The organism is Streptomyces sp. NPDC031049, assembly GCF_055571015.1.
The window spans coordinates 156343-176974 of sequence record NZ_JBVIGC010000001.1 but is presented as its reverse complement, the minus strand read 5'-3'; the positions used below and the strand labels follow the sequence as shown (position 1 = coordinate 176974).

The 20632-nt window shown below is 70.8% G+C and carries 19 protein-coding genes; 8 read left to right on the top strand and 11 right to left on the bottom strand.

All coding sequences use genetic code 11. The features are described 5' to 3' along the window. Positions 1–31: 31 nt before the first annotated feature. The 3 genes from mctP to ACZ45Q_RS00775 form a co-directional block, all read right to left on the bottom strand. Positions 32–1642, bottom strand: a complete 1611-nt coding sequence (gene mctP / locus ACZ45Q_RS00785; protein ID WP_468253624.1) for a monocarboxylate uptake permease MctP — start codon at positions 1640–1642, stop codon at positions 32–34. Then, on the bottom strand, positions 1639–1896 hold the full coding sequence (locus ACZ45Q_RS00780; RefSeq protein ID WP_468253623.1) for a DUF3311 domain-containing protein: 258 nt from the start codon (positions 1894–1896) through the stop codon (positions 1639–1641). The genes mctP and ACZ45Q_RS00780 overlap by 4 nt, the downstream gene beginning before the upstream one ends. Positions 1897–2072: 176 nt before the next feature. Further along, entirely contained in the window at positions 2073–2846 is a 774-nt protein-coding gene (locus ACZ45Q_RS00775; protein ID WP_468253622.1) for a GntR family transcriptional regulator, read from the bottom strand. A 477-nt stretch (positions 2847–3323) separates the two neighbouring features. Here ACZ45Q_RS00775 and ACZ45Q_RS00770 point away from each other — a divergent pair, with 477 nt between their 5' ends. The 4 genes from ACZ45Q_RS00770 (at position 3324) to ACZ45Q_RS00755 (ending at position 8138) form a co-directional block, all read left to right on the top strand. Next, entirely contained in the window at positions 3324–4625 is a 1302-nt protein-coding gene (locus ACZ45Q_RS00770; RefSeq protein WP_468253621.1) for a sugar ABC transporter substrate-binding protein, read from the top strand. A 138-nt stretch (positions 4626–4763) separates the two neighbouring features. Further along, the gene (locus ACZ45Q_RS00765) at positions 4764–5756 is read left to right on the top strand and encodes a carbohydrate ABC transporter permease (RefSeq protein ID WP_468253620.1); all 993 of its coding nucleotides are present in this window, start codon (positions 4764–4766) and stop codon (positions 5754–5756) included. Further along, on the top strand, positions 5753–6637 hold the full coding sequence (locus ACZ45Q_RS00760; protein WP_468253619.1) for a carbohydrate ABC transporter permease: 885 nt from the start codon (positions 5753–5755) through the stop codon (positions 6635–6637). The genes ACZ45Q_RS00765 and ACZ45Q_RS00760 overlap by 4 nt, the downstream gene beginning before the upstream one ends. A 7-nt stretch (positions 6638–6644) precedes the next feature. Continuing rightward, complete coding sequence (locus ACZ45Q_RS00755) at positions 6645–8138, top strand: glycoside hydrolase family 3 protein (RefSeq protein ID WP_468253618.1); 1494 nt, start codon at positions 6645–6647, stop codon at positions 8136–8138. Positions 8139–8208: 70 nt separating this feature from the next. On the opposite strand, the gene nagB is transcribed toward ACZ45Q_RS00755, so the two are convergent. Next, the gene (nagB, locus tag ACZ45Q_RS00750) at positions 8209–8994 is read right to left on the bottom strand and encodes a glucosamine-6-phosphate deaminase (protein WP_468253617.1); all 786 of its coding nucleotides are present in this window, start codon (positions 8992–8994) and stop codon (positions 8209–8211) included. A gap of 728 nt (positions 8995–9722) precedes the next feature. Here nagB and ACZ45Q_RS00745 point away from each other — a divergent pair. Then, entirely contained in the window at positions 9723–11189 is a 1467-nt protein-coding gene (locus ACZ45Q_RS00745; RefSeq protein WP_468254265.1) for a sensor histidine kinase, read from the top strand. 261 nt (positions 11190–11450) lie between these two features. Here ACZ45Q_RS00745 and ACZ45Q_RS00740 read toward each other — a convergent pair whose 3' ends face one another. Together ACZ45Q_RS00740 and ACZ45Q_RS00735 are read right to left on the bottom strand one after the other, a co-directional pair. Further along, positions 11451–11708 carry a WhiB family transcriptional regulator gene (locus tag ACZ45Q_RS00740; RefSeq protein ID WP_029383210.1) on the bottom strand — a complete coding sequence of 86 codons (258 nt, stop codon included), beginning with the start codon at positions 11706–11708 and terminating at the stop codon, positions 11451–11453. Positions 11709–12027: 319 nt separating this feature from the next. After that, on the bottom strand, positions 12028–12996 hold the full coding sequence (locus tag ACZ45Q_RS00735) for a diacylglycerol/lipid kinase family protein (RefSeq protein ID WP_468253616.1): 969 nt from the start codon (positions 12994–12996) through the stop codon (positions 12028–12030). A gap of 115 nt (positions 12997–13111) precedes the next feature. Between ACZ45Q_RS00735 and ACZ45Q_RS00730 the strand changes: the two genes are divergently transcribed. Continuing rightward, positions 13112–13567 (top strand): hypothetical protein, encoded by a 456-nt coding sequence (locus ACZ45Q_RS00730; protein WP_468253615.1) that lies wholly within the window; start codon positions 13112–13114, stop codon positions 13565–13567. A 46-nt stretch (positions 13568–13613) separates the two neighbouring features. On the opposite strand, the gene ACZ45Q_RS00725 is transcribed toward ACZ45Q_RS00730, so the two are convergent. The 3 genes from ACZ45Q_RS00725 to ACZ45Q_RS00715 all read right to left on the bottom strand — a co-directional run bounded on the left by ACZ45Q_RS00725 (position 13614) and on the right by ACZ45Q_RS00715 (position 15680). Beyond that, entirely contained in the window at positions 13614–14720 is a 1107-nt protein-coding gene (locus ACZ45Q_RS00725; RefSeq protein ID WP_468253614.1) for an RNA polymerase sigma factor SigF, read from the bottom strand. A gap of 17 nt (positions 14721–14737) precedes the next feature. After that, entirely contained in the window at positions 14738–15151 is a 414-nt protein-coding gene (locus ACZ45Q_RS00720) for an ATP-binding protein (RefSeq protein ID WP_416525014.1), read from the bottom strand. 268 nt (positions 15152–15419) lie between these two features. After that, entirely contained in the window at positions 15420–15680 is a 261-nt protein-coding gene (locus ACZ45Q_RS00715) for a UBP-type zinc finger domain-containing protein (protein ID WP_468253613.1), read from the bottom strand. Positions 15681–15739: 59 nt separating this feature from the next. Between ACZ45Q_RS00715 and ACZ45Q_RS00710 the strand changes: the two genes are divergently transcribed. Continuing rightward, positions 15740–17335 carry a Na+/H+ antiporter gene (locus ACZ45Q_RS00710; protein ID WP_468253612.1) on the top strand — a complete coding sequence of 532 codons (1596 nt, stop codon included), beginning with the start codon at positions 15740–15742 and terminating at the stop codon, positions 17333–17335. Between the two features lie 2 nt (positions 17336–17337). On the opposite strand, the gene ACZ45Q_RS00705 is transcribed toward ACZ45Q_RS00710, so the two are convergent. Beyond that, positions 17338–18246, bottom strand: coding sequence for a 1-aminocyclopropane-1-carboxylate deaminase/D-cysteine desulfhydrase (locus tag ACZ45Q_RS00705; protein WP_468253611.1), 909 nt, complete (start codon positions 18244–18246; stop codon positions 17338–17340). Between the two features lie 14 nt (positions 18247–18260). Continuing rightward, positions 18261–18851: an N-acetylmuramoyl-L-alanine amidase gene (locus tag ACZ45Q_RS00700; protein ID WP_468253610.1), complete on the bottom strand. Its 591-nt coding sequence runs from the start codon at positions 18849–18851 to the stop codon at positions 18261–18263. A 297-nt stretch (positions 18852–19148) separates the two neighbouring features. On the opposite strand from ACZ45Q_RS00700, the gene ACZ45Q_RS00695 reads away from it, so the two are divergent. Further along, positions 19149–20555 carry a family 2B encapsulin nanocompartment shell protein gene (locus tag ACZ45Q_RS00695; RefSeq protein ID WP_468253609.1) on the top strand — a complete coding sequence of 469 codons (1407 nt, stop codon included), beginning with the start codon at positions 19149–19151 and terminating at the stop codon, positions 20553–20555. The last annotated feature ends 77 nt before the right edge of the window (positions 20556–20632 follow it).

The following is a 20632-nucleotide window of genomic DNA, read 5'->3' as shown; positions in this document are numbered from 1 at the left end:
GCCACGACGCACCCGCGGCCGAAGAACACCTCTAGTGCGACGACCCCGCGGTGGCCGGCGGCAGCTCCACCTGTACGCCCGGATCGCCGGCGTCGGCCGTGTAGTCCTCCGGCCTGGTCTCGTCGACCCCGTCGGGAGCCTTGACGGCCCGCAGGACGAGGGTGAGCACCACCGTGACCACCACGTTCAACACGAAGGCCGTGAGCCCGATGTAGCCGATCTCGCCGATGCCGGGGATCTCCTCCGAGGAGCCGCCGAAGTGCTTCTGCGTCGGCGAGGAGACCCCGTACGCGGCGAGCGTGCCGTAGATCATGCCGACCGCCCAGCCCGCCAGCAGCGCCCAGCGGTGGAACCAGCGGGTGAACAGGCCGCCGACCAGCGCCGGGAACGTCTGAAGGATCCAGATCCCGCCGAGCAGCTGGAAGTTGATGGCCACTGTCTTGTCCATGCCCAGGACGAAGACCAGCGCACCCACCTTCACCAGCAGCGACACCAGCTTGGAGACCCGGGTCTCCTCCTTGGGAGTGGCGTCCGGCTTGATGAAGTCCTTGTAGATGTTGCGGGTGAAGAGGTTCGCGGCCGCGATGGACATGATCGCCGCAGGGACCAGCGCGCCGATGCCGATCGCCGCGAAGGCCACGCCCGCGAACCACGCCGGGAACATGTTCTCGAACAGCTGCGGGATCGCCAGCTGGCCGTTGTCCACCTTCACCCCGGCCGCGATCGCCATGAAGCCCAGCAGCGCGAGCATGCCCAGCATCAGCGAGTACAGCGGCAGGATCGTGGTGTTGCGCCGGATCACCTCACGGCTGCGCGAGGACAGCGTCGCGGTGATCGAGTGCGGGTACATGAACAGCGCGAGCGCCGAGCCCAGCGCCAGCGTCGCGTACGTCCACTGGCCCGCCTCGGGCGGCACCAGACCGCCCTTGCCGGTCTCGGTGAACTTGTCGGAGGCCGCGGCGAAGATGTCGTCGAACCCGCCCAGTTTGATCGGGATGTAGATGATCGCCACCGCGATCACGATGTAGATCAGCGTGTCCTTGACGAAGGCGATCAGCGCGGGGGCGCGCAGCCCCGACGAGTAGGTGTACGCCGCGAGCACGCCGAAGGCGATCAGCAGCGGCAGGTCCTTGACGAACCAGTTGGTGTCCTCGCCGCCGCCGATGCCCATGACGTCCAGCACCGCCTGGATGCCGACCAGCTGGAGCGCGATGTACGGCATGGTCGCCAGGATGCCGGTGAGGGCCACCGCCAGGGACAGGCCCTTGGAGCCGAACCGGCCGCGCACGAAGTCGGAGGTGGTCACGTAGCCGTGCTTGTGCGAGACCGACCACAGGCGGGGCAGGAACGTGAAGATCAGGGGGTAGACGAGGATGGTGTACGGCACCGCGAAGAAGCCCGCCGCGCCCGCCGCGTAGATCGCCGCCGGGACGGCGACGAACGTGTACGCCGTGTAGAGGTCGCCGCCCAGCAGGAACCAGGTGATCCAGGTGCCGAAGGAGCGTCCGCCCAGGCCCCACTCGTCGAGGCTGTGCTCGTTCGCGGCCCTGCGCCAGCGTGCGGCCAGGAAGCCCATGACGGTGACGAGCACGAAGAAGAAGACGAAGACGCCGAGCGCCACGCCGTTCACGCCGTCGTTCACTTGCCGCCACCTCCCCGGCGAGCGCGCTGGTCACGCTGCCAGAGTTTGTAGGCGACCATCGTCAGCGCGGTGGAGATGACCACCCACGCCATCTGGTACCAGTAGAAGAACGGGATGCCCATGAACTCCGGGTCGGTCCTGGTGTAGGAACCGACCCACATCATGGCGACGAACGGTGCGGCGAGGCAGAGGCCGATGACGACGCGCACGGGCGTCACCACCGGCTCTCTGCCCGCCTGTGGGGCTTGTGACATCTGCGGCTCTCCGTCCCCTCACTGATCACCTGGAGCGATGCGCAGGCAATGTAGGTGACGGTGTCGAGGCAGCGGAACCCCTCGCCCGCACATCCGCACCGCTTTCCACAGGCCTTCCACGGAAGGCGGAACGGGCGCCGGGAGGGGAGTCCGGGGGAGTCGGGGGCGGGGAAGCCTTACGAGTGCTCCTCCTGGGGCCGCTTCAGCCGGGCCACGAACTTGTAGCGGTCGCCGCGGTACACCGAGCGCACCCACTCCACCGGCCGCCCCTCGCGGTCCAGCGAGTGCCGGGAGAGCATCAGCATCGGCAGGCCCACGTCGGTGCCGAGCAGGCCGGCCTCGCGCGGGGTGGCCAGCGAGGTCTCGATGGTCTCCTCGGCCTCGGCGAGGTGGACGTCGTAGACCTCGGCGAGGGCGGTGTACAGGGACGTGTACTTGACCAGGCTGCGGCGCAGCGCCGGGAAGCGCTTGGCGCTCAGGTGCGTGGTCTCGATGGCCATCGGCTCGCCGTTGGCCATGCGCAGCCGCTCGATGCGCAGCACCCGGCCGCCGGTGGCGATGTCCAGCAGACCGGCCAGCCGGTCGTCGGCGGTGATGTAGCCGATGTCGAGCAGCTGTGAGGTGGGCTCCAGGCCCTGGGCGCGCATGTCCTCGGTGTACGAGGTGAGTTGCAGGGCCTGGGACACCTTGGGCTTGGCGACGAAGGTGCCCTTGCCCTGGATCCGCTCCAGCCGGCCCTCGACCACCAGCTCCTGGAGGGCCTGGCGGACCGTCGTGCGCGAGGTGTCGAACTCGGCGGCCAGCGTGCGCTCGGGCGGGACGGGTGTGCCCGGTGCCTGCGTCTGCGTCATGTCGAGCAGATGCTTCTTCAGTCGGTAGTACTTGGGCACGCGCGCGGTACGGACGGTCGTCCCACCCTCGTTCTCCGCACTGCTGACGTCGGTGCTCATGCTCTGCCTTCCCGGCTCCGGGTGCCGAAGCGACCGACATCCCTCCATCGGCCACGGCTCACATCGTGGCACGGCATCGTACGGGGTGTTCCCGGCATGTTCTCCAGGGGTTCCCCGCACGCTCCGTGATCCCTTCTGTATACCCGCGGGGCACCCGTTGGTCTAGTCCACCGCGCCGTGCGGGGGCGGTGGTATGCACCCTCGGGTCCGGACGACCTCGCCGCGCCGGCGCGTGTGGTACACCCGGCGGCGCGGCGCCCGTTCTGTCGCTTGCGGAATGAAAGGTCCCTGCATATCTCGGTCGCATCACGGACGCCGGGAGCCCGTCGGAACACCCTTGACAGCCCTATTGGTCTGGGCCAAGCTCCCCGTACTGGTCTACACCATTGGTCCAGGTCCCGGCCCCAGAGGCGGTTTACGCGTCGACGCACACCGCGGGGAGGCAGGGGGGTTTGTGGCATCCCTGAGGAGGGTGGCGTGAAGCGCAAGCTGATATCCGCGATCGGTGTCGCGGGCATGATGGTCTCCATCGCGGCGTGCGGGGGGTCCGACGACGGCGCGTCCAATCAGGACCCGAAGGACCGCAAGGGCGAACTCACCGTCTGGCTCATGGTCGACGCCCAGAGCAGCTGGCCGGAGCTGGTCGAGCAGGCCAACGCCGACTTCAACAAGAAGTACCCGGGCGTCAAGGTCAACGTCCAGTACCAGCAGTGGGCCGACAAGACGAAGAAGCTCGACGCGGCGCTGTCCGGCGACAAGTTCCCGGACGTCGTCGAGCTGGGCAACACCGAGACGATGACCTACATCCTCAACGGTGCCCTCGGCGAGATCGACGCCAAGAAGTACGACAACTCGGACACCTGGATCGAGGGTCTCAAGGACACCTGCACCTACGAGGGCAAGCTGTACTGCGTCCCGTACTACGCCGGTGCCCGCGTCGCCATCTACAACAAGGACATGTTCAAGGCCGGCACCGGTTCCGACCAGCTGCCGACGACCGAGGCCGACCTGCTCAAGGCCCTCGACAAGGTCCAGGACGAGTACAAGGAGGACAACGCCTTCTCCGCGCTGTACCTGCCGGGCCGCTACTGGTACGCCGCCATGTCCTACGTCGCCGCGTACGGCGGCCAGATCGCCACCTACGACGAGGGCAGCAAGGAGTGGAAGGCCGCCCTGTCCACGCCGGAGGCGCAGAAGGGCATCCAGCACTTCGTCGACCTGGTCAAGAAGTACAACAACGGCGACCAGACCAAGGACGAGCAGGACCACGCCAACGTCATGGCCAACGAGAAGACGGCCATGCTCTACGGCAACGGCTGGGAGGCCGGCAGCGTCGTCGACTCCAAGACCAACGGCAACCCCGAGCTCAAGGACAAGATCGCCGTCGCGGGCATGCCCGGCCCGGAGGGCAAGGCCCTGCCCTCCTTCATCGGCGGCTCCGACCTGGCCACCATCTCCAAGTCCGACCAGCAGGACCTGGCGCAGGACTGGATCTCGATGTTCACCAACGAGAAGGCCCAGGCCGCCCTCGCCGCCAAGGACATCCTGCCGAACAACACCAAGCAGCTCGAGCCGCTCAAGGCCAAGCCGGAGACGGCGCCGATCGCCAACGCCGTCCCCGACGCGTGGTTCACGCCGATCGCCCCCGGCTGGGCCGCGATCGAGAAGAAGGAGACCCTCGAGACGATGCTGCTCGACATCCTCAAGGGCAAGTCGGTCGCCGAGGCCACCAAGGCCGCGGACGCGGAGATCAACTCGCTGATCAACGAGACCGCCTGAGCCGTACCGCTCGATTCTCGTTGACTTCCGGTGCCCTGCCCGGCCGTACGGCCGGGCAGGGCCGGTCGAGTGGCCGGCTGCCCGCGACGCGCCGGCCACCGCTCCGATGCAGAACCCTTCGAACGGAAGGCCAGCACAGTGAGTGCCGCCGACATCAAGACAGCCGGCCCGGAGGTGTCCGTCCCGGACTCACCCCGCGGCGACGGCCCGGCGCCGTCCGCGCCCCGGCGAAGCCGGTGGACGAACGGGCCCCTGCTGCCCTATCTGCTGATCGCGCCGGCCGTCGTGGCACTCGCCGCGGTGTTCGCCTGGCCGTTGATCAAGACGGTCATCATGTCCTTCCAGGACGTGGGCAGACGGGAACTGTGGACCGGCCAGGCCGCCGAGTGGGTCGGGTTGGAGCAGTTCACCAACATCCTCGGGGACGGCGAGTTCTACGACGTCCTGTGGCGCACCATCCTGTTCATGGTCGTGTGCGTCGTCGCCACCATGGCCATCGGCCTCTTCCTCGCCCACGCCATGCAGCGCATGACCAAGTCCGTCCGCCTGCTGCTGACCGGCGCGCTCATCGCCGCCTGGTCGCTGCCGCTGCTCGTGGCCACCTCGATCTTCCGCTGGTTCGCCGACTCCGACTACGGCGTGGTGAACATGGTGCTGACCGAGTACTTCGGTCTCGACTTCCAGGGCCACAACTGGTGGCTCGACCCCAAGCAGGGCTTCCTGATGATCGGTGCCGTCGTGGTGTGGGGAGCGGTGCCCTTCGTGGCCGTCACCCTGTACGCGGCGCTCACCCAGGTGCCCGCGGAGCTCCAGGAGGCCGCGGAACTCGACGGCGCCGGACGCCTGGGCGTCTTCCGCTACGTGACCTGGCCCGTGATCAAACCCGTCTTCCAGATGGTGGCCACCCTCTCGGTGATCTGGGACTTCAACGTCTTCGGCCAGATCTTCCTCATGCGCGGCAACAAGCCGGAGCCCGAGTACAACCTGCTCGGCCTCTACTCGTACGAGAAGGCCTTCGAGTCCAACTCCTTCAGCCAGGGCGCCGCCATCGCGCTGATCACCGTGCTCCTCCTGTCCGGCGTGGCCGTCTACTACCTGCGCCAGCTGCTCAAGATCGGAGAGGTCGAGTGAGCAACACGACCGCCACCACCGTGCCGGGCGCGACGACGCCCGCCTACCGGCCCGACCGCAAGAAGCGCAGCCGGCACCTCTACAACCTCGTCGGGCTCGTCTCCTTCGTGGTGATGGCCTTCCCGGTCTACTGGCTCGTGGTCAGCGCCCTGCGCCCCAACCACGAGATCCGCTCCTACGACCAGAAGCTGTGGCCGTCCTCCCTCACCCTGGACAACTTCTCCCGGGCGATCGAGGCGCCCAACTTCGGCACGGCGATCCAGTCCAGCCTCATCATCTGCGTGACGGCGGTCGTCGGCGCGATGATCCTGTCCACGATCGCCGCGTTCGCCATCGGGCGTTTCCGGTTCGCCGGCCGCAAGGTCTTCATGATCACGTTGCTGCTGGTGCAGCTGCTGCCGCCCACCACCATGCTCATCCCCCTCTACATCCAGTTGAACGACCTCGGCGCGATCAACGAGTACTGGGGCGTGATCATCATCTACCTCGTCTCCACGCTGCCGTTCGCGACCTGGATGATCCGCGGGTTCGTCGTGAACGTCCCCAAGGAGCTGGAAGAGGCGGCGATGGTGGACGGCTGCTCGCGCATGGGCGCCTTCTGGCGGGTGATCTTCCCGCTGCTCGCCCCCGGTCTCGCGGCGGCGTCGATCTTCTCCCTGATCAACGCGTGGAACGAGTACCTGCTCGCGTACATCGTGCTCCAGGACAACGACAAGTACACGCTCAACGTCTGGCTCATGAACTTCACCACCGACCGCGGCACGGACTACGGCGCCCTGATGGCGGCCTCCACACTGATCGCGATACCGGTCGTCGCGTTCTTCATGATCGTCCAGAAGAAGATGGCCGCCGGCCTCACCTCCGGCGCCGTGAAGGGATGACGCCACGATGACGACCATCGCCCGGGCCACGGACACCCTCACGCGCGACGCGCTCGCGGTCCTCCAGCCCGGCTTCACCGGCACAGCGGCGCCCGACTGGCTGCTGCGCCGCCTCGACGAGGGGCTGGCCTCCGTCGCCCTGTTCGGGCGCAACGTCGAGACGCCCGAGCAGGTGGCCGCGCTCACCGCGCAGCTGCGCGCGGAACGCGAGGACGTGCTCGTGGCCATCGACGAGGAGGGCGGCGACGTCACCCGCCTCGAGGTGCGCACCGGCTCCTCCTTCCCCGGCAACCTCGCCCTCGGCGCGGTGGACGACGTCGGGCTCACCCGGGAGGTGGCCGCGGAACTGGGCCGCCGGCTCGCGGACTGCGGGGTCAACTTCAACTGGGCGCCGTCCGCCGACGTCAACGCCAACCCCGACAACCCGGTCATCGGCGTGCGCTCCTTCGGCTCCGGCACCGACCTGGTCGCCCGGCACACCGCCGCCTACGTCACCGGCCTCCAGGCGTCCGGTGTGGCCGCCTGCACCAAGCACTTCCCCGGGCACGGCGACACGGCCGTCGACTCCCACCACGCCGTGCCGCGCATCGACGTGGACGCCGACGTGCTGGCCGCACGCGACCTGGTCCCCTTCCGCGCGGCCATCGCCGCCGGCAGCCGCGCGGTGATGAGCGCCCACATCCTGGTCCCGGCCCTGGACCCGGACCGCCCGGCGACGCTGTCCCGGCGCATCCTGACCGACCTGCTCCGCGGCGAGCTGGGCTACGACGGTCTGATCGTCACCGACGGCATCGAGATGCGGGCCATCGCCGGCACCTACGGCATCGAACGCGGCACCGCGCTGGCCATCGCCGCCGGCGCCGACGCGATCTGCGTGGGCGGCGGCCTGTCCGACGAGGACACGGTACGGCGGCTGCGCGACGCCCTGGTCGAGGCCGTGCGCGCCGGAGAGCTGCCGGAGGAACGCCTGGCCGACGCCGCCGAGCGCGTCCGTGCGCTGGCCCGCTGGACCTCGGCCCACCGGGCGGACGCCGCCCTCGCCGGGGACACCGCCGACGGCGAGGTGGGCCTGCGCGCCGCCCGCCGCGCCCTGCGGCTCACCGGCGCCGACGGCTTCACCCCGCTCACCGAGCCGCCCTACGTCGCCGCCCTCACCCCGGTCGCGAACATCGCGGTCGGCGACGAGACGCCGTGGGGCGTCGCCGCCGAGCTGGCCCGGCTGCTGCCCGGCACGGAGACCGGCAGCTTCTCCGGCGCCGACGCCGGACACGAGGTGCTCCGGGCGGCCGGAGGGCGCCGTGTCGTCGCCGTCGTCCGCGACGAACACCGGCACCCCTGGATGGCCGCGGCCCTCGACACCGTGCTCCGGGCCCGCCCGGACACCGTCGTGGTCGAGATGGGCGTCCCGCAGGCCGGGCCCCGCGGCGCCCTGCACCTGGCCACCCACGGCGCGGCCCGGGTCTGCGGCCGCGCGGCGGCGGAGGTCATCGCGGGCGCCTAGCCCCTCCGGTACGCCGCAGGCGCCGGCCCTCCTCGGGAGGGGCCGGCGCCTGCGGCATGGAGCGTGCGGGTCAGATCCCCTGCCACTCCGGCTTGTTCGCGTAGGTGTGCCGGAAGTAGTCGGCGAGCTTCAGCTTGGACGCCGCGGCCTCGTCCACCACGACCGTGGCGTGCGGGTGGAGCTGGAGTGCCGAGGCCGGGCAGACGGCCGCGACCGGCCCCTCCACCGTCGCCGCGACCGCGTCGGCCTTGCCCTCGCCGGTGGCCAGCAGCACCAGGTGCCGGGCCTCCAGGATGGTGCCGATGCCCTGGGTGATCACGTGGTGCGGCACCTGCGCGATGTCACCGTCGAAGAAGCGCGCGTTGTCCACCCGGGTCTGCTCGGTGAGCGTCTTGATCCGGGTCCGGGAGGCCAGCGAGGAGCAGGGCTCGTTGAACCCGATGTGCCCGTCGGTCCCGATCCCGAGCAGCTGGAGGTCGACCCCGCCCGCCTCGGCCAGCGCCCGGTCGTACGCCTCGCAGGCCGCCTGCACGTCCGCGGCCGTGCCGTCCGGCCCCATGAACGCGTCCATGCTGATGCCGAGGGGTTCGAGCACCTCGCGGCGGAGCACCGAGCGGTAGGACTCCGGGTGCTCGGCCGGCAGGCCGACGTACTCGTCGAGCTGGGCGATCCGCGCCGCCGAGGTGTCCACGGCACCGGAGCGCACCTTGGCCGTCAGCGCCTCGTACACGGGCAGCGGCGTCGAGCCGGTGGCCACCCCGAGGAGGGCGTCGGGCTTCCGCCTGAGCAGCTGGGCCATGGCCTCGGCGATCAGCTCGCCGCCCGCCTTGGCGTCCGCAACGATGACAACTTCCACGCTGGCCTGCCGTTCTGAAGAAGGGGACACGGGGACACGAGGACACCCGGAAGGGCTGTGTGGTTTAGACCAATCTAACAGAAGGGGGTCTCCCGTCCCAGGCTTGCGGCGGTCGGCCCGGTCCGCCACCGCTGCGGCCCGCCGGGCCCGGGCGGCGGGCCGCAGCGGTGGCGCGCTCGCCGAAATTGCCCCGGCCGTGTGGCCCCGCTCATGAGCCGACGGGGTTAGGCTTCTGCAGGATGCCCGCGCGCCCTCACGCCGGTGGGAGACGACGTGAAGGCGACGTGGAAGATGCCGTGGAAGACGGCCGTGACGAACACGGTCCGCGGCATGGACACGGGTAGTGGTCTAGTCCACAATGGGCATCGCAAGGTGAATGTCAGGCTTCCGCCTTCCCCGCACAGGAAGGCGGGACCGAGGAACCGGAGCTCTCTGCCCTGACTGCCCCGGCTCCTCGACCTTCGGCCGACCGGGACCGCACACCCCACGGCCGATATTGCTCCGGGCTGCGGTGCCGGGAGGGTTGAGGGTCCCTCTCAGGCGCCGCGGCCCGCGGGTGTTTCCGGGGCGATACGGCGGCGCACACGGCCACGGGCACGGCGCCCACACGGCCACCGGTGTGGTGCCGCACACGGCCACCGGGAGGGCGCCGCACACGGCCCGGCGGCGGAGACGGCCGCTTCGCGGCGCTGTCCGAACCGCCAGGTACGCTCGGCCACGTGCCCTCCATGAACGAACTGGTCCGCCAGCACACCGCCCTCGACGACTCCGACCTCGAGTGGCTCCACCTGCTGGTCTCGGAGTGGCAGCTGCTCTCCGACCTCTCCTTCGCCGACCTCGTCCTGTGGGTCCCCACCCGCGACGGCACCCGGTACGTCTCGGTCGCCCAGATGCGCCCCAACACCGGCCCCACCTCGTACCAGGACGACATGGTCGGCCACCTCGTCCCGCGCGGCCGGCGCCCGATGCTGGACGCGGCGCTGGACGAGGGCCGGATCGTGCGCGAGGGCGACCCGGAGTGGCGCGAGGAGGTCCCGGTCCGCGTCGAGTCCATCCCGGTCCGGCGCCAGGGCCGCGTCCTCGGCGTCATCGCCCGCAACACCAACCTGCTCACCGTGCGCACCCCGAGCCGCCTGGAGCTGACGTACCTCCAGAGCGCCTCCGACCTCGCACAGATGATCGCCGCCGGCGCCTTCCCGTTCGAGAACCAGCAACTCGACATGGACGCCTCACCGCGCGTCGGCGACGGACTGATCCGGGTCGACGCGGACGGCATCGTGCAGTACGCCTCCCCGAACGCGCTGTCCGCCTACCACCGCATGGGCCTCGCCGCCGACCTCGTCGGCCATCACCTGGGGACGACCACCGCCGAACTCGCGCCGACCCGCGGCCCGGTGGACGAGGCGCTGGCCAAGCTGGCCAGCGGCTGGGCGCCGCGCGAGTTCGAGATCGAGGCCAACGACGGCGTGATCCAGTTCCGCGCCATCCCGCTCAAACCCAAGGGCACCCGCATCGGTTCCCTGGTGCTGCTGCGGGACGTCACGGAACTGCGCCGCCGCGAACGCGAATTGATCACCAAGGACGCCACCATCCGGGAGATCCACCACCGGGTGAAGAACAACCTCCAGACGGTGGCCGCCCTGCTGCGCCTCCAGGCCCGCCGCATCGAGTCCGACCGCGGGCGGGAGGCGCTGGAGGAGGCCGTGCGCCGGGTGGGCTCGATCGCGATCGTGCACGAGACGCTCTCCCAGAACCTGGACGAGCGGGTGGAGTTCGACGACATCGCCGACCGGGTGCTGGCGATGGTCGCCGAGATCTCCCCGGGCAAGGTCACCGGCCGGCGCACCGGCCGCTTCGGCATCCTGGACGCCGAGGTCGCCACCCCGCTGTCGATGGTGCTGACCGAGGTGCTTCAGAACGCGCTGGAGCACGGCTTCCGGCAGGGCGACACCGGCACGGTCGAGGTCTCCGCGCTCCGCGGCGGTACGACGAAGGAGGCCCGCCTGCTGGTCACCGTCCAGGACGACGGGGTGGGCCTGCCCGAGGGGTTCGACCCGCAGCGCGCAGGCAACCTCGGGCTCCAGATCGTCCGCACCCTGGTGGAGGGGGAGTTGGGCGGCACCTTCGACATGGTCCCGGCCCCGGAGCGCGGCACCCGGGTGATCCTCGACATCCCGGTGCCGGCGCGGAAGTAGGCGGCCGGCCCGGGGATGCGGCCCCGGGAGGGGCGGGCCGCGGGCCTTGCGGCAGGACAGCAGGCGGCGGGACAGCAGGCGGCAGCACAGCAATAAGCCCCGGATCACCGTTGATCCGGGGCCAGTGCTCGCTGCTTCAAGCTGCGCGTTGGGGGTACTGCGCGCTGCGGCTCGGGGGCGGGGTGTGCGTACGCGCTGTCTGCGAAGTCATGCCGTGAGGCATACGCGCCGCCAAGCTCAGGCTGTTGCGGGGCGGGTGGGTCAGGCGGAGGCCTGACGGGCCCGGTTGCGAGCGGCGCGGCGCTTCATGGCGCGGCGCTCGTCCTCGCTGAGACCACCCCAGACGCCGGAGTCCTGGCCGGACTCGAGCGCCCACTGCAGGCACTGCTCGATAACCGGGCAGCGACGGCAGACGGCCTTGGCTTCCTCGATCTGCAGCAGCGCAGGACCGGTGTTGCCGATGGGGAAGAAGAGCTCGGGGTCTTCCTCGCGGCAAACGGCGCGGTGACGCCAGTCCATGGCTGCTACCTCTCCTTGGTGTTACGTGCAGGGTGCTTGTGAATGTGAACGCTTTCACGAATCCCTCAACAAGGGAAGGGCCTACCGCCAGGTTCCCTGGCGTGGTCCTGTGATGTGAAGAGGGGTTCCGGTGATCTGTGGGGGCCGGTGTTGCGGGCCGTCCCGATCGCCACGTAGAGACTCGCAAACCTCAGCGGCGGATACAACCCCTTCCGGAAGATTTTTTTTGATTCATCGGTGTCGAGTAGGTCACAGCCGTACTTCCATGGGGTGGACCCTGGCCTAAACGTTCGAGTGAAAGGACTTTCGCCGGTTCTGCTCACACAATCACACGCAGTGCACGGCGTACGCCTGTGAACGTCACGCTCGTACGCAGCCCCAGGTGGTCACCGTCCATCTGAAGCGGCAGCGGCACCTTCGAATGCAAGGTGAACTCGGTCAGGTCGTGCAGCGAGACCGCGTGCCTGCCCCGGGGTCCGCGCTCGGGGGACGAAGTGAGCAACTGGGTGCCATACCGGGCAACCGCGGCGGTGGACAGACGGCTGAGACCGAAGACGTCGAGCCCCGTGTCGAACGAGGCCCCGGGCGAGGCGTAGATCGGGCGGTTGCCCAGGAACGTCCAGGGCGAGGTGTTCGCGACTATGGACAGCACCAGATCGCCGACCGGTTCCTCGCCGGCCCGCTCCAGGGTGATCGTGCCGCTCCTGCGGTGCGGCTCGCCCAGCAGCTGGCGCATCACCTGCCGCACGTACAGCGCGTGCGTCGACTTCCTGCCGCGCTCGCGGTGCTGCTCGACCCGGCCGACGACACCGGCGTCGAAGCCGAGCCCGGCGTTGAAGGTGAACCAGCGGGCCGGCACCGCCTCGTCCGCCGAACCCGGGGTGCCCGAGGTCAGGCCGAGGCCGACAGTGCGTTCGCGGCCCTCGCGCAGCGCGTCCAGCAGGGCGCCGGTGGCCTCCACCGCGTCGTTGGGCAGACCGAGGGCGCGGGCGAAGACGTTGGTGGAGCCTCCGGGGACCACCGCGAGGCCGGGCAGGTGCTCCGGGGCGGGGCCGGCGTGCAGCAGGCCGTTGACGACCTCGTTGACCGTGCCGTCACCGCCGAGGGCGACCACCAGGTCCGTGTCGTCGCTCAGCGCCGCCTGCCGGCCCAGGTCGCGCGCGTGACCGCGGTACTCGGTGGTGACCGCCTCCAGCTTCATCTCGCTGGCGAGCGCGTGGATCAGTACGTCGCGCGTGCGCGCACTCGTGGTGGTTGCCGCCGGATTGACCACGAGAAGTGCACGCATGCGTTGCAGGGTACCTACTGGGCGGTACCTGGCCCAGACCGAGGTGTGGATCGGGCGGGGGAGGGGCGCGTGAGGCTCCCCCGGGCTCCCTGGGCGTGCGGGCTACCCTTCAGGGGTGAGCAGTGAGCAGAACCCCAGCCCCGAAGCCGCCGACACCGCCGAAGCGGCGGACCCCCGCCCCGGTCGGCTGACCGCGGTGGCAGCCCTCGCCGCGCTGGAGGGCCTGGCGCTCGTCGTCGGCGGTGCCTGGATGCTCGTGGCGGGGCTCACGGGGAATCCGGACGACCGGACCCAGGCCGCCACCGGCGGCGTCACCCTCATCGTCCTGGCCCTGCTCCCGCTGCTCGCCGCCCGCGGGCTGCTGGCCCGGCGGAGCTGGAGCCGGGGACCCGCCGTGATCACGCAGATCCTGGCGCTGCCCGTGGCCTACAACCTGCTCCAGGCCGACAGCATCGCCATCCCGGCCGGGATCGTGCTCGGCGTCGTGGCCGTCACGGCGCTCACGCTGCTGGTGAACCCGGAAACCACCCGGGCCCTCGGCATCCGGGGCCCCGGCAGCGCGCAGAAGTAGCACCCGCCTCGTCCGCCTTGCGGCGTCGTCCGCTTCCAGGCGTCGGCTACTCCTCGACCAGCAGCTTCTCCCGCAGCTGTGCCAGGGTGCGGGCCAGCAGCCGGGAGACGTGCATCTGGGAGATGCCGACCTCCTGCGCGATCTGCGACTGGGTCATGTTGCCGAAGAAGCGCAGCAGCAGGATGCGCTTCTCCCGGGGCGGCAGATCCTCCAGCAGCGGCTTGAGCGACTCGCGGTACTCCACGCCCTCGAGCGCCTCGTCCTCGGCGCCGAGGGTGTCGGCGACCGCCGGGGACTCGTCGTCGGTGTCGGGGACGTCCAGGGACAGCGTGGAGTACGCGTTGGCGGACTCCAGGCCCTCCAGGACCTCTTCCTCGGAGATCGACAGCTTCTCGGCCAGCTCGTGGACGGTGGGGGAGCGGCCGTGCAGCTGGGACAGCTCCGCCGTGGCGGTCGTCAGGGCGAGGCGCAGCTCCTGGAGCCGGCGCGGGACGCGCACCGCCCAGCCCTTGTCGCGGAAGTGCCGCTTGATCTCACCGACGACCGTCGGGGTCGCGTAGGTGGAGAACTCCACCCCGCGGTCCGGGTCGAAGCGGTCCACCGACTTGATCAGTCCGATGGTGGCGACCTGGGTGAGGTCGTCCAGGGGCTCGCCGCGGTTGCGGAAGCGGCGGGCGAGGTGCTCCACGAGCGGCAGGTGCATGCGCACCAGCTGGTTGCGCAGCTCCGCGTACTCCGGGCTGTCCTTCTGGAGCCCGCGCAACTCGGTGAACAGGGCACGCGCCCCGCTGCGGTCCTGCGGGTCGTGATGCGTGCCGGGCACGCTTCGCGCACGCGGCGCGCCGTCCTCGGAGAATCGCTCGTGCTCGCTCATCGTCCCGCCCGTAGCCCTTTCCGGAGCCCTCGCCTCCGCTCGGTCGGGCCGGACGGGGGTGCCCCCCGTCCGCCCGTCCGCAGGCGTGCTCTGCACGGCACCGCCCCCGTCCCCGCCCCGCGGTCCGCCGCCCGGGACGCCGGTCTCGGCGGCGTCCTCGGGGTGCGGGCGGGCCTGCTCCGGGATGGCGTCGATGCCGTCCGCCACGCGTCGGGCGCCGCTCGGCGAACGTGTGCCCTCGGCCGGCAGCTCCCGTGTGCCGCACTCTTCGTCACGCACCGGCCCGTCCCCGTTCCTCACTGCGGCCCGGGTCCCGCGCCGCGTTGTTTGTAGAGGCTGATCGACACGGTCTTGTCCTCGTCCACGGCGGAGGAGACCTTGCCCGCGAGGGCGGACAGGACGGTCCAGGCGAAGGTGTCCCGCGAAGGGGCGTGGCCGTCCGTGGTCGGTGCCGAGACGGTCACCTCGAGCGAGTCGTCGACGAGCCGGAACACGCAGCTGAGGACCGAGCCCGGCACGGCCTGCTGGAGCAGGATCGCGCAGGCCTCGTCCACCGCGATGCGCAGGTCCTCGATCTCGTCGAGGGTGAAGTCCAAACGGGCCGCGAGGCCGGCCGTCGCCGTACGCAGCACCGACAGGTAGGCACCCGCAGCCGGCAGCCGGACTTCCACGAAGTCCTGGGTCGCGGGCTCGCCTGCGATCTGGGACACCCTCACCTCCAAGGTGGTACAAGCGTTTCAGGGTCGAGGGTCGCCCCTCGGATAACGCGGTGACGCGCTACGTGGTTCAGCCGTGACGTTATCGCGCCCCGAACTTTCCTGTCCTCGAGACCCCAACCCCTTGCTGTCACTCATAGTAAACACACGAACACGCACAGTGGCTAGAGGGTGGGCGGGCCCAAATCGGAAGAGGGCGCGCCGGGTTGACGTACCCAGACGTCAGACGGTCGAACCGTCCCCCGGCCCCCTCTCCGCCGGCTCACACCAGTACGTGGTCCACGAAACACCAGCGCCAGTCCTCACCGGGCTCGAAGGTCCGCATCACCGGGTGGCCGGTCTCCCTGTGGTGCCGGGACGCGTGGCGGCTCGGCGAGGAGTCGCAGCAGCCGACGTGACCGCAGGTGAGACACAGCCGCAGCTGCACCGGCTCCGTTCCCTCGGCCAGGCACTCGGGACAGGTGCCGGTCAGCGGGGCGGGTTCCGGGTGCGGCAGCGCGTCGGCGTGCGTGCACTGTTTCATGATTGCCAGGCTACGACGGGCGGCGGACGGCCGCGCGGAAAAAGAGGCGGGCGAGGACGATGGACGTGATGCCGCTGCTGTTGCTGGTGGCGGGCAGCGCCGCGATCGCCGCGGCGGGCCGGCGCACCCCGGTGCCGCCACCGCTGCTGCTGGTCGCGGCGGGGCTGGCGGTCAGCTACGTCCCCGGCGTCCCGGACTACACCCTCGACCCGCACATCGTGCTCCCGCTGCTGCTGCCCCCGCTGCTGCACACGGCGGCCACCGACAGCTCCTATCTCGACCTGCGGGCGCAGCTGCGGCCGGTCGCCCTGCTCTCCGTGGGCTACGTGCTCTTCGCGACGGTCGTCGTCGGCTGGGCCGCGTACCTGATCGTGCCGGGGCTGCCGCTGACCGCGGCCCTGGTGTTCGGCGCGGTGGTGGCGCCGCCGGACGCCGTCGCCGCCACCGCGGTGGCCCGCCGGGTCGGACTGCCCTCCCGGATCACCACGATCCTCCAGGGCGAGTCCCTGGTGAACGACGCCACCGCGATCACCGCCTACCGGGTGGCGCTCGCGGCGGCGGTCGGCGAGGGCGCCACCTGGGCCGGCGGGATCGCCGAGTTCCTGATCGCGGCGGTGGGCGGCATCGCCGTCGGGCTGGTGCTGATGGTGCCGCTGCACTGGCTGCGCGCCCGCCTGAAGGAGCCGCTGCTCCAGAACACGCTCTCCCTGCTGATCCCGTTCGCCGCCTACGCGGTCGCCGAGCAGGTGCACGCCTCCGGGGTGCTGGCCGTGGTCGTCGTCGCCCTCCATCTCGCCCACCGCGCGTGGGAGGTCGACTTCGCCACCCGGCTCCAGGAGGACGCCGTGTGGAAGATGGTCGCGTTCGTGCTGGAGTCGTCCGTGTTCGCGCTGATCGGGCTCCAGCTGCCGGTGGTCCTCAGGGGCCTGGGGGAGGACGAGCCCGGCGCCGCCGCCGGGTACGCGGTCGCCCTCTTCCTGGTCGTCGTCGCGGCCCGGTTCCTGTGGGTGTACCCGGCGACCTTCCTGCCCCGGATGCTGTCGGCACGCATCCGCGCGCGCGAGGAAAATCCCACCTGGAAGGGGCCCTTCGTCGTCGGCTGGGCCGGCATGCGCGGCGTGGTCTCGCTGGCCATCGCCTTCTCGATCCCGCTGACCGTGCACGGCGGCGAGCCCTTCCCGGAGCGCAACCTCATCCTGTTCCTGACCTTCACGACCGTCATCGGCACCCTCGTCGTCCAAGGTGTGACCCTGCCCCCGCTGATCCGCCTGCTGAAGTTCCCCGCGCGGGACGCGCGGACCCAGACCCTGGCGGAGGCCAACGCCCAGGCCCAGGCGTCCCGGGCCGCCGAGGAACGCCTCGACGAACTCCTCGCCGACGAGCGCAACGCCCTCCCCGGCCCGCTCGCCGACCGGCTGCGCACCGTCCTGGAGCGCCGCCGCAACGCCGTGTGGGAACGGCTCGGGCAGGCCAACCCGGTCACCGGCGAGTCCGTCGACGACACCTACCGGCGGCTGTCCCGCGAGATGATCGGCGCCGAGCGCGAGGTGTTCGTCCGGCTCCGGGACGCCCGCCACATCGACGACGAGATGCTCCGCGCCCTGCTGCGCCGCCTGGACCTGGAGGAGGCGGCGGCGTACCGGGAAGCCGGCTGAGCTCAGCCGTCCGGGAACGGCCGGCCGGTGATCACCGCGGCCAGCGTCGTTCCGCGCGGGAAGGCGCCCTCGCCCGTCAGCACGAGCAGGCCGTGGAGCAGCTTGGCGACGTAGAGGCGCTCCACCGGCACGCCGTGGCGGTGTGCGAAGTCCGCCGCGAACGCGTCCAGCCCGTCGGAGAGGCGCCCGTAGCCGCCGCCGTGGAAGCGGTCGGTCACCTGCCACTCACCGCGCGGTGAACCGAAGGCCTCCTCCTGGAGCCGCCGCACCTCACCGGCGAGGAAGCCGCCCTTGAGCACGGCGACGCCGAGCGCCCGCCGGCCGGGGGCGAGCCCGGCCGCCAGCCCGGCGAGCGTTCCCCCGGTGCCGCAGGCGACGGCGACGACGTCGGCCCGGTCGCCCAGTTCCTCACCGAGCGCCCGGCAGCCCCGCACCGCCGCGGCGTTGCTGCCGCCCTCGGGCACGACGTAGGCGTCCCGGGCGTCGCACGCGCGCAGGATCGCGGCGAGCGTCTCCGGCTCGGCCTTGCGCCGGTACGTCGGTCTGTCGACGAAGTGCAGCCGCATCCCGTCGGCGGCGCAGCGGGCCAGCGACGGGTTCAGCGGCCCCTCCGCCAGCTCGTGACCACGCACCACGCCGACCGTGGGCACGCCGAGGAGCCGGCCCGCGGCGGCGGTGGCGCGCAGGTGGTTGGAGTAGGCGCCGCCGAAGGTGAGCACCGGCCGGCCGTCCGCCGCCTCCAGGTTGGGCACGAGTTTGCGCCACTTGTTGCCCACCAGCTCGGGGTGGACCAGGTCGTCGCGCTTGAGGAGCAGGCGGACGCCCCGGCGGTCGAACCGGTCGTCCCGTACCTCCTGCACGGGCGAGGGCAGTCGGGGCCGAAGGGCGTCCAGGGTGGTCACGGCACCCATTGTCGAACATCTGCTCAGCTCAGGCGGTCCCGGATCCTGGCCCGCATCGAGGACATCGTGAACCCCCGGGGGTCCACCTTCCCCGGCTGCCACTCCAGGTGGCCGACGACCGACCGCTCGTTCCAGCCGTGGTACCGGCACACCGCGGCGGCGGCCCTCTCGACCGCCTCCAGCTGGGCGGCCGGCCAGGGGTCCTCGCCGTCGCCGAGGTTCTCGCACTCGAAACCGTAGAAGTACCGGTTGCCGTCGGTGTTCGCCTCGTTGTCCCGGGGCAGCGACCGCTCGGCGATCACCGCGCGCAGCACGTCGTCGTCGCCCGGCCCGGCGTGGTTGGCCCGGCCGTACCCGACGAGGTGGACCCGGCCGTCCTTGGTGATCACGCCGTGGCACAGGGGCCCGGGCAGCCCGTCGTAGCCTCTGCGGCAGATCTCGACGGTCCGGGCACTGCCCTTGGTCACGGTGTGGTGGATCATCACCCCGTGGACCGGGCCCCACGGTCCCTTGTGGTTGCGGTTGTGGGTCCGCCAGGCGCCGACCTCGACGACGGTGAGGCCCTCGCCCTTCAGCGCCCTGAGGAAACCGCTCGCGGACATGGGTGTCGCCATGGCACCGCTCCTTCGTGCGACACGGCCGCCGCCTCGCACGGCGCGCTCGTACGGTGCCTATACCGAAGCGGAGCGCGGCCTACTACTCGTTCGGTCCGTGTGCGAGCCGATTCGGACACCGGCTGAATTCCCCTACGGCGCCCGGCAGTCGAGGGAGCACCCATCGTGCCCCGGCGGCCGGTGATCCATTCCCGCTCTTTCGGGTAATAGCACCGGCACGCTCCGTGAGGAAGGCTGGTCCGTGCACATCGATGCCGGGTGCAGATGCGTCCGGCATGACCGGGAGGGCAATTCCTTATGTCGGTAGGCGAAGAGGTCCGCACCGAGCAGACCAGGCCGCAGCAGAGCCTCGGCACGGCGGCCGCGCGGAACCTGGCCACCACGACCAAGTCCGTACCTCAGATGCAGGAGATCAGCTCCCGCTGGCTGCTGCGCATGCTGCCCTGGGTGGACATCCAAGGCGGCACCTACCGGGTGAACCGCCGCCTGACCTTCGCCGTGGGCGACGGACGGCTGACGTTCGTCAAGACCGGTGACCGCGTGGAGGTCGTTCCCGCGGAGCTGGGCGAGCTGCCGGCCCTGCGGTCGTACGAGGACGAGGAGGTGCTCTCGGAGCTCGCCCGGCGGTGTGAGCAGCGGGAGTTCGCGGCCGGCGAGGTCATCGCCTCGTTCGGCAGCCGCACCGACGCGGTCTACCTGCTGGCGCACGGCCGCGTGGAGAAGGTGGGCACCGGTCCCTACGGCGACGACGAGTCCCTGGGCATCCTCGCCGACGGCTCCTACTTCGGCGAGCAGGCGCTGCTCGACGGGGACGCGATCTGGGAGTACACGGCGCGCGCGGTCACCGCCTGCACCGTGCTCGTGCTCCCCCGCGAGGAGCTCGACCAGGTCGCCGAGCGCTCGGACACCCTGCAACAGCACCTCCAGGAGCGGCGCGCGCTCCCCCAGCAGCGCACCAACAAGCACGGCGAGAAGGAGATCGACCTCGCCGCCGGCCACACCGGCGAGCCGGACATCCCGCACACCTTCGTCGACTACGAGGCCAAGCCCCGTGAGTACGAACTGAGCGTCGCCCAGACCGTGCTGCGCATCCACACGCGCGTGGCCGACCTGTACAACCAGCCGATGAACCAGACCGAGCAGCAGATCCGGCTGACGGTGGAGGCGCTGAAAGAGCGTCAGGAGCACGAGCTCATCAACAACCGCGAGTTCGGCATGCTGCACAACTGCGAGTACGACCAGCGCATCCAGCCGCACGACGGCGTGCCCGGTCCGGACGACATGGACGAGCTGCTCAGCAGGCGGCGCGGCACCAAGCTGTTCCTCGCCCACCCGCGCGCGATCGCCGCGTTCGGCCGCGAGCTGAACAAGCGGGGGCTCGTCCCGGAGACGATCGACATCGCCGGCAACCGCATCCCGACCTGGCGCGGCGTGCCGATCTTCCCGTGCAACAAGATCCCGGTCACCGAGGCCCGTACGTCCTCGATCATCGCGATGCGTACCGGCGAGGCCGACCAGGGCGTCATCGGCCTGCGGGCCACCGGTGTCCCGGACGAGATCGAGCCGAGTCTGTCGGTGCGCTTCATGGGCATCAACGAACAGGCCATCATCAAGTACCTGGTGACGGCCTACTACTCGGCGGCCGTGCTCGTCCCGGACGCGCTCGGCGTCCTGGAGAACGTCGAGATCGGCCGCTGGCGGTGACCCTGCCCCGCGCACGCCGTGTCCCCGTGCCTCCGGGCGGGTACACCCGGGGGTACGGAGGCGGGCCCATGGGTGAG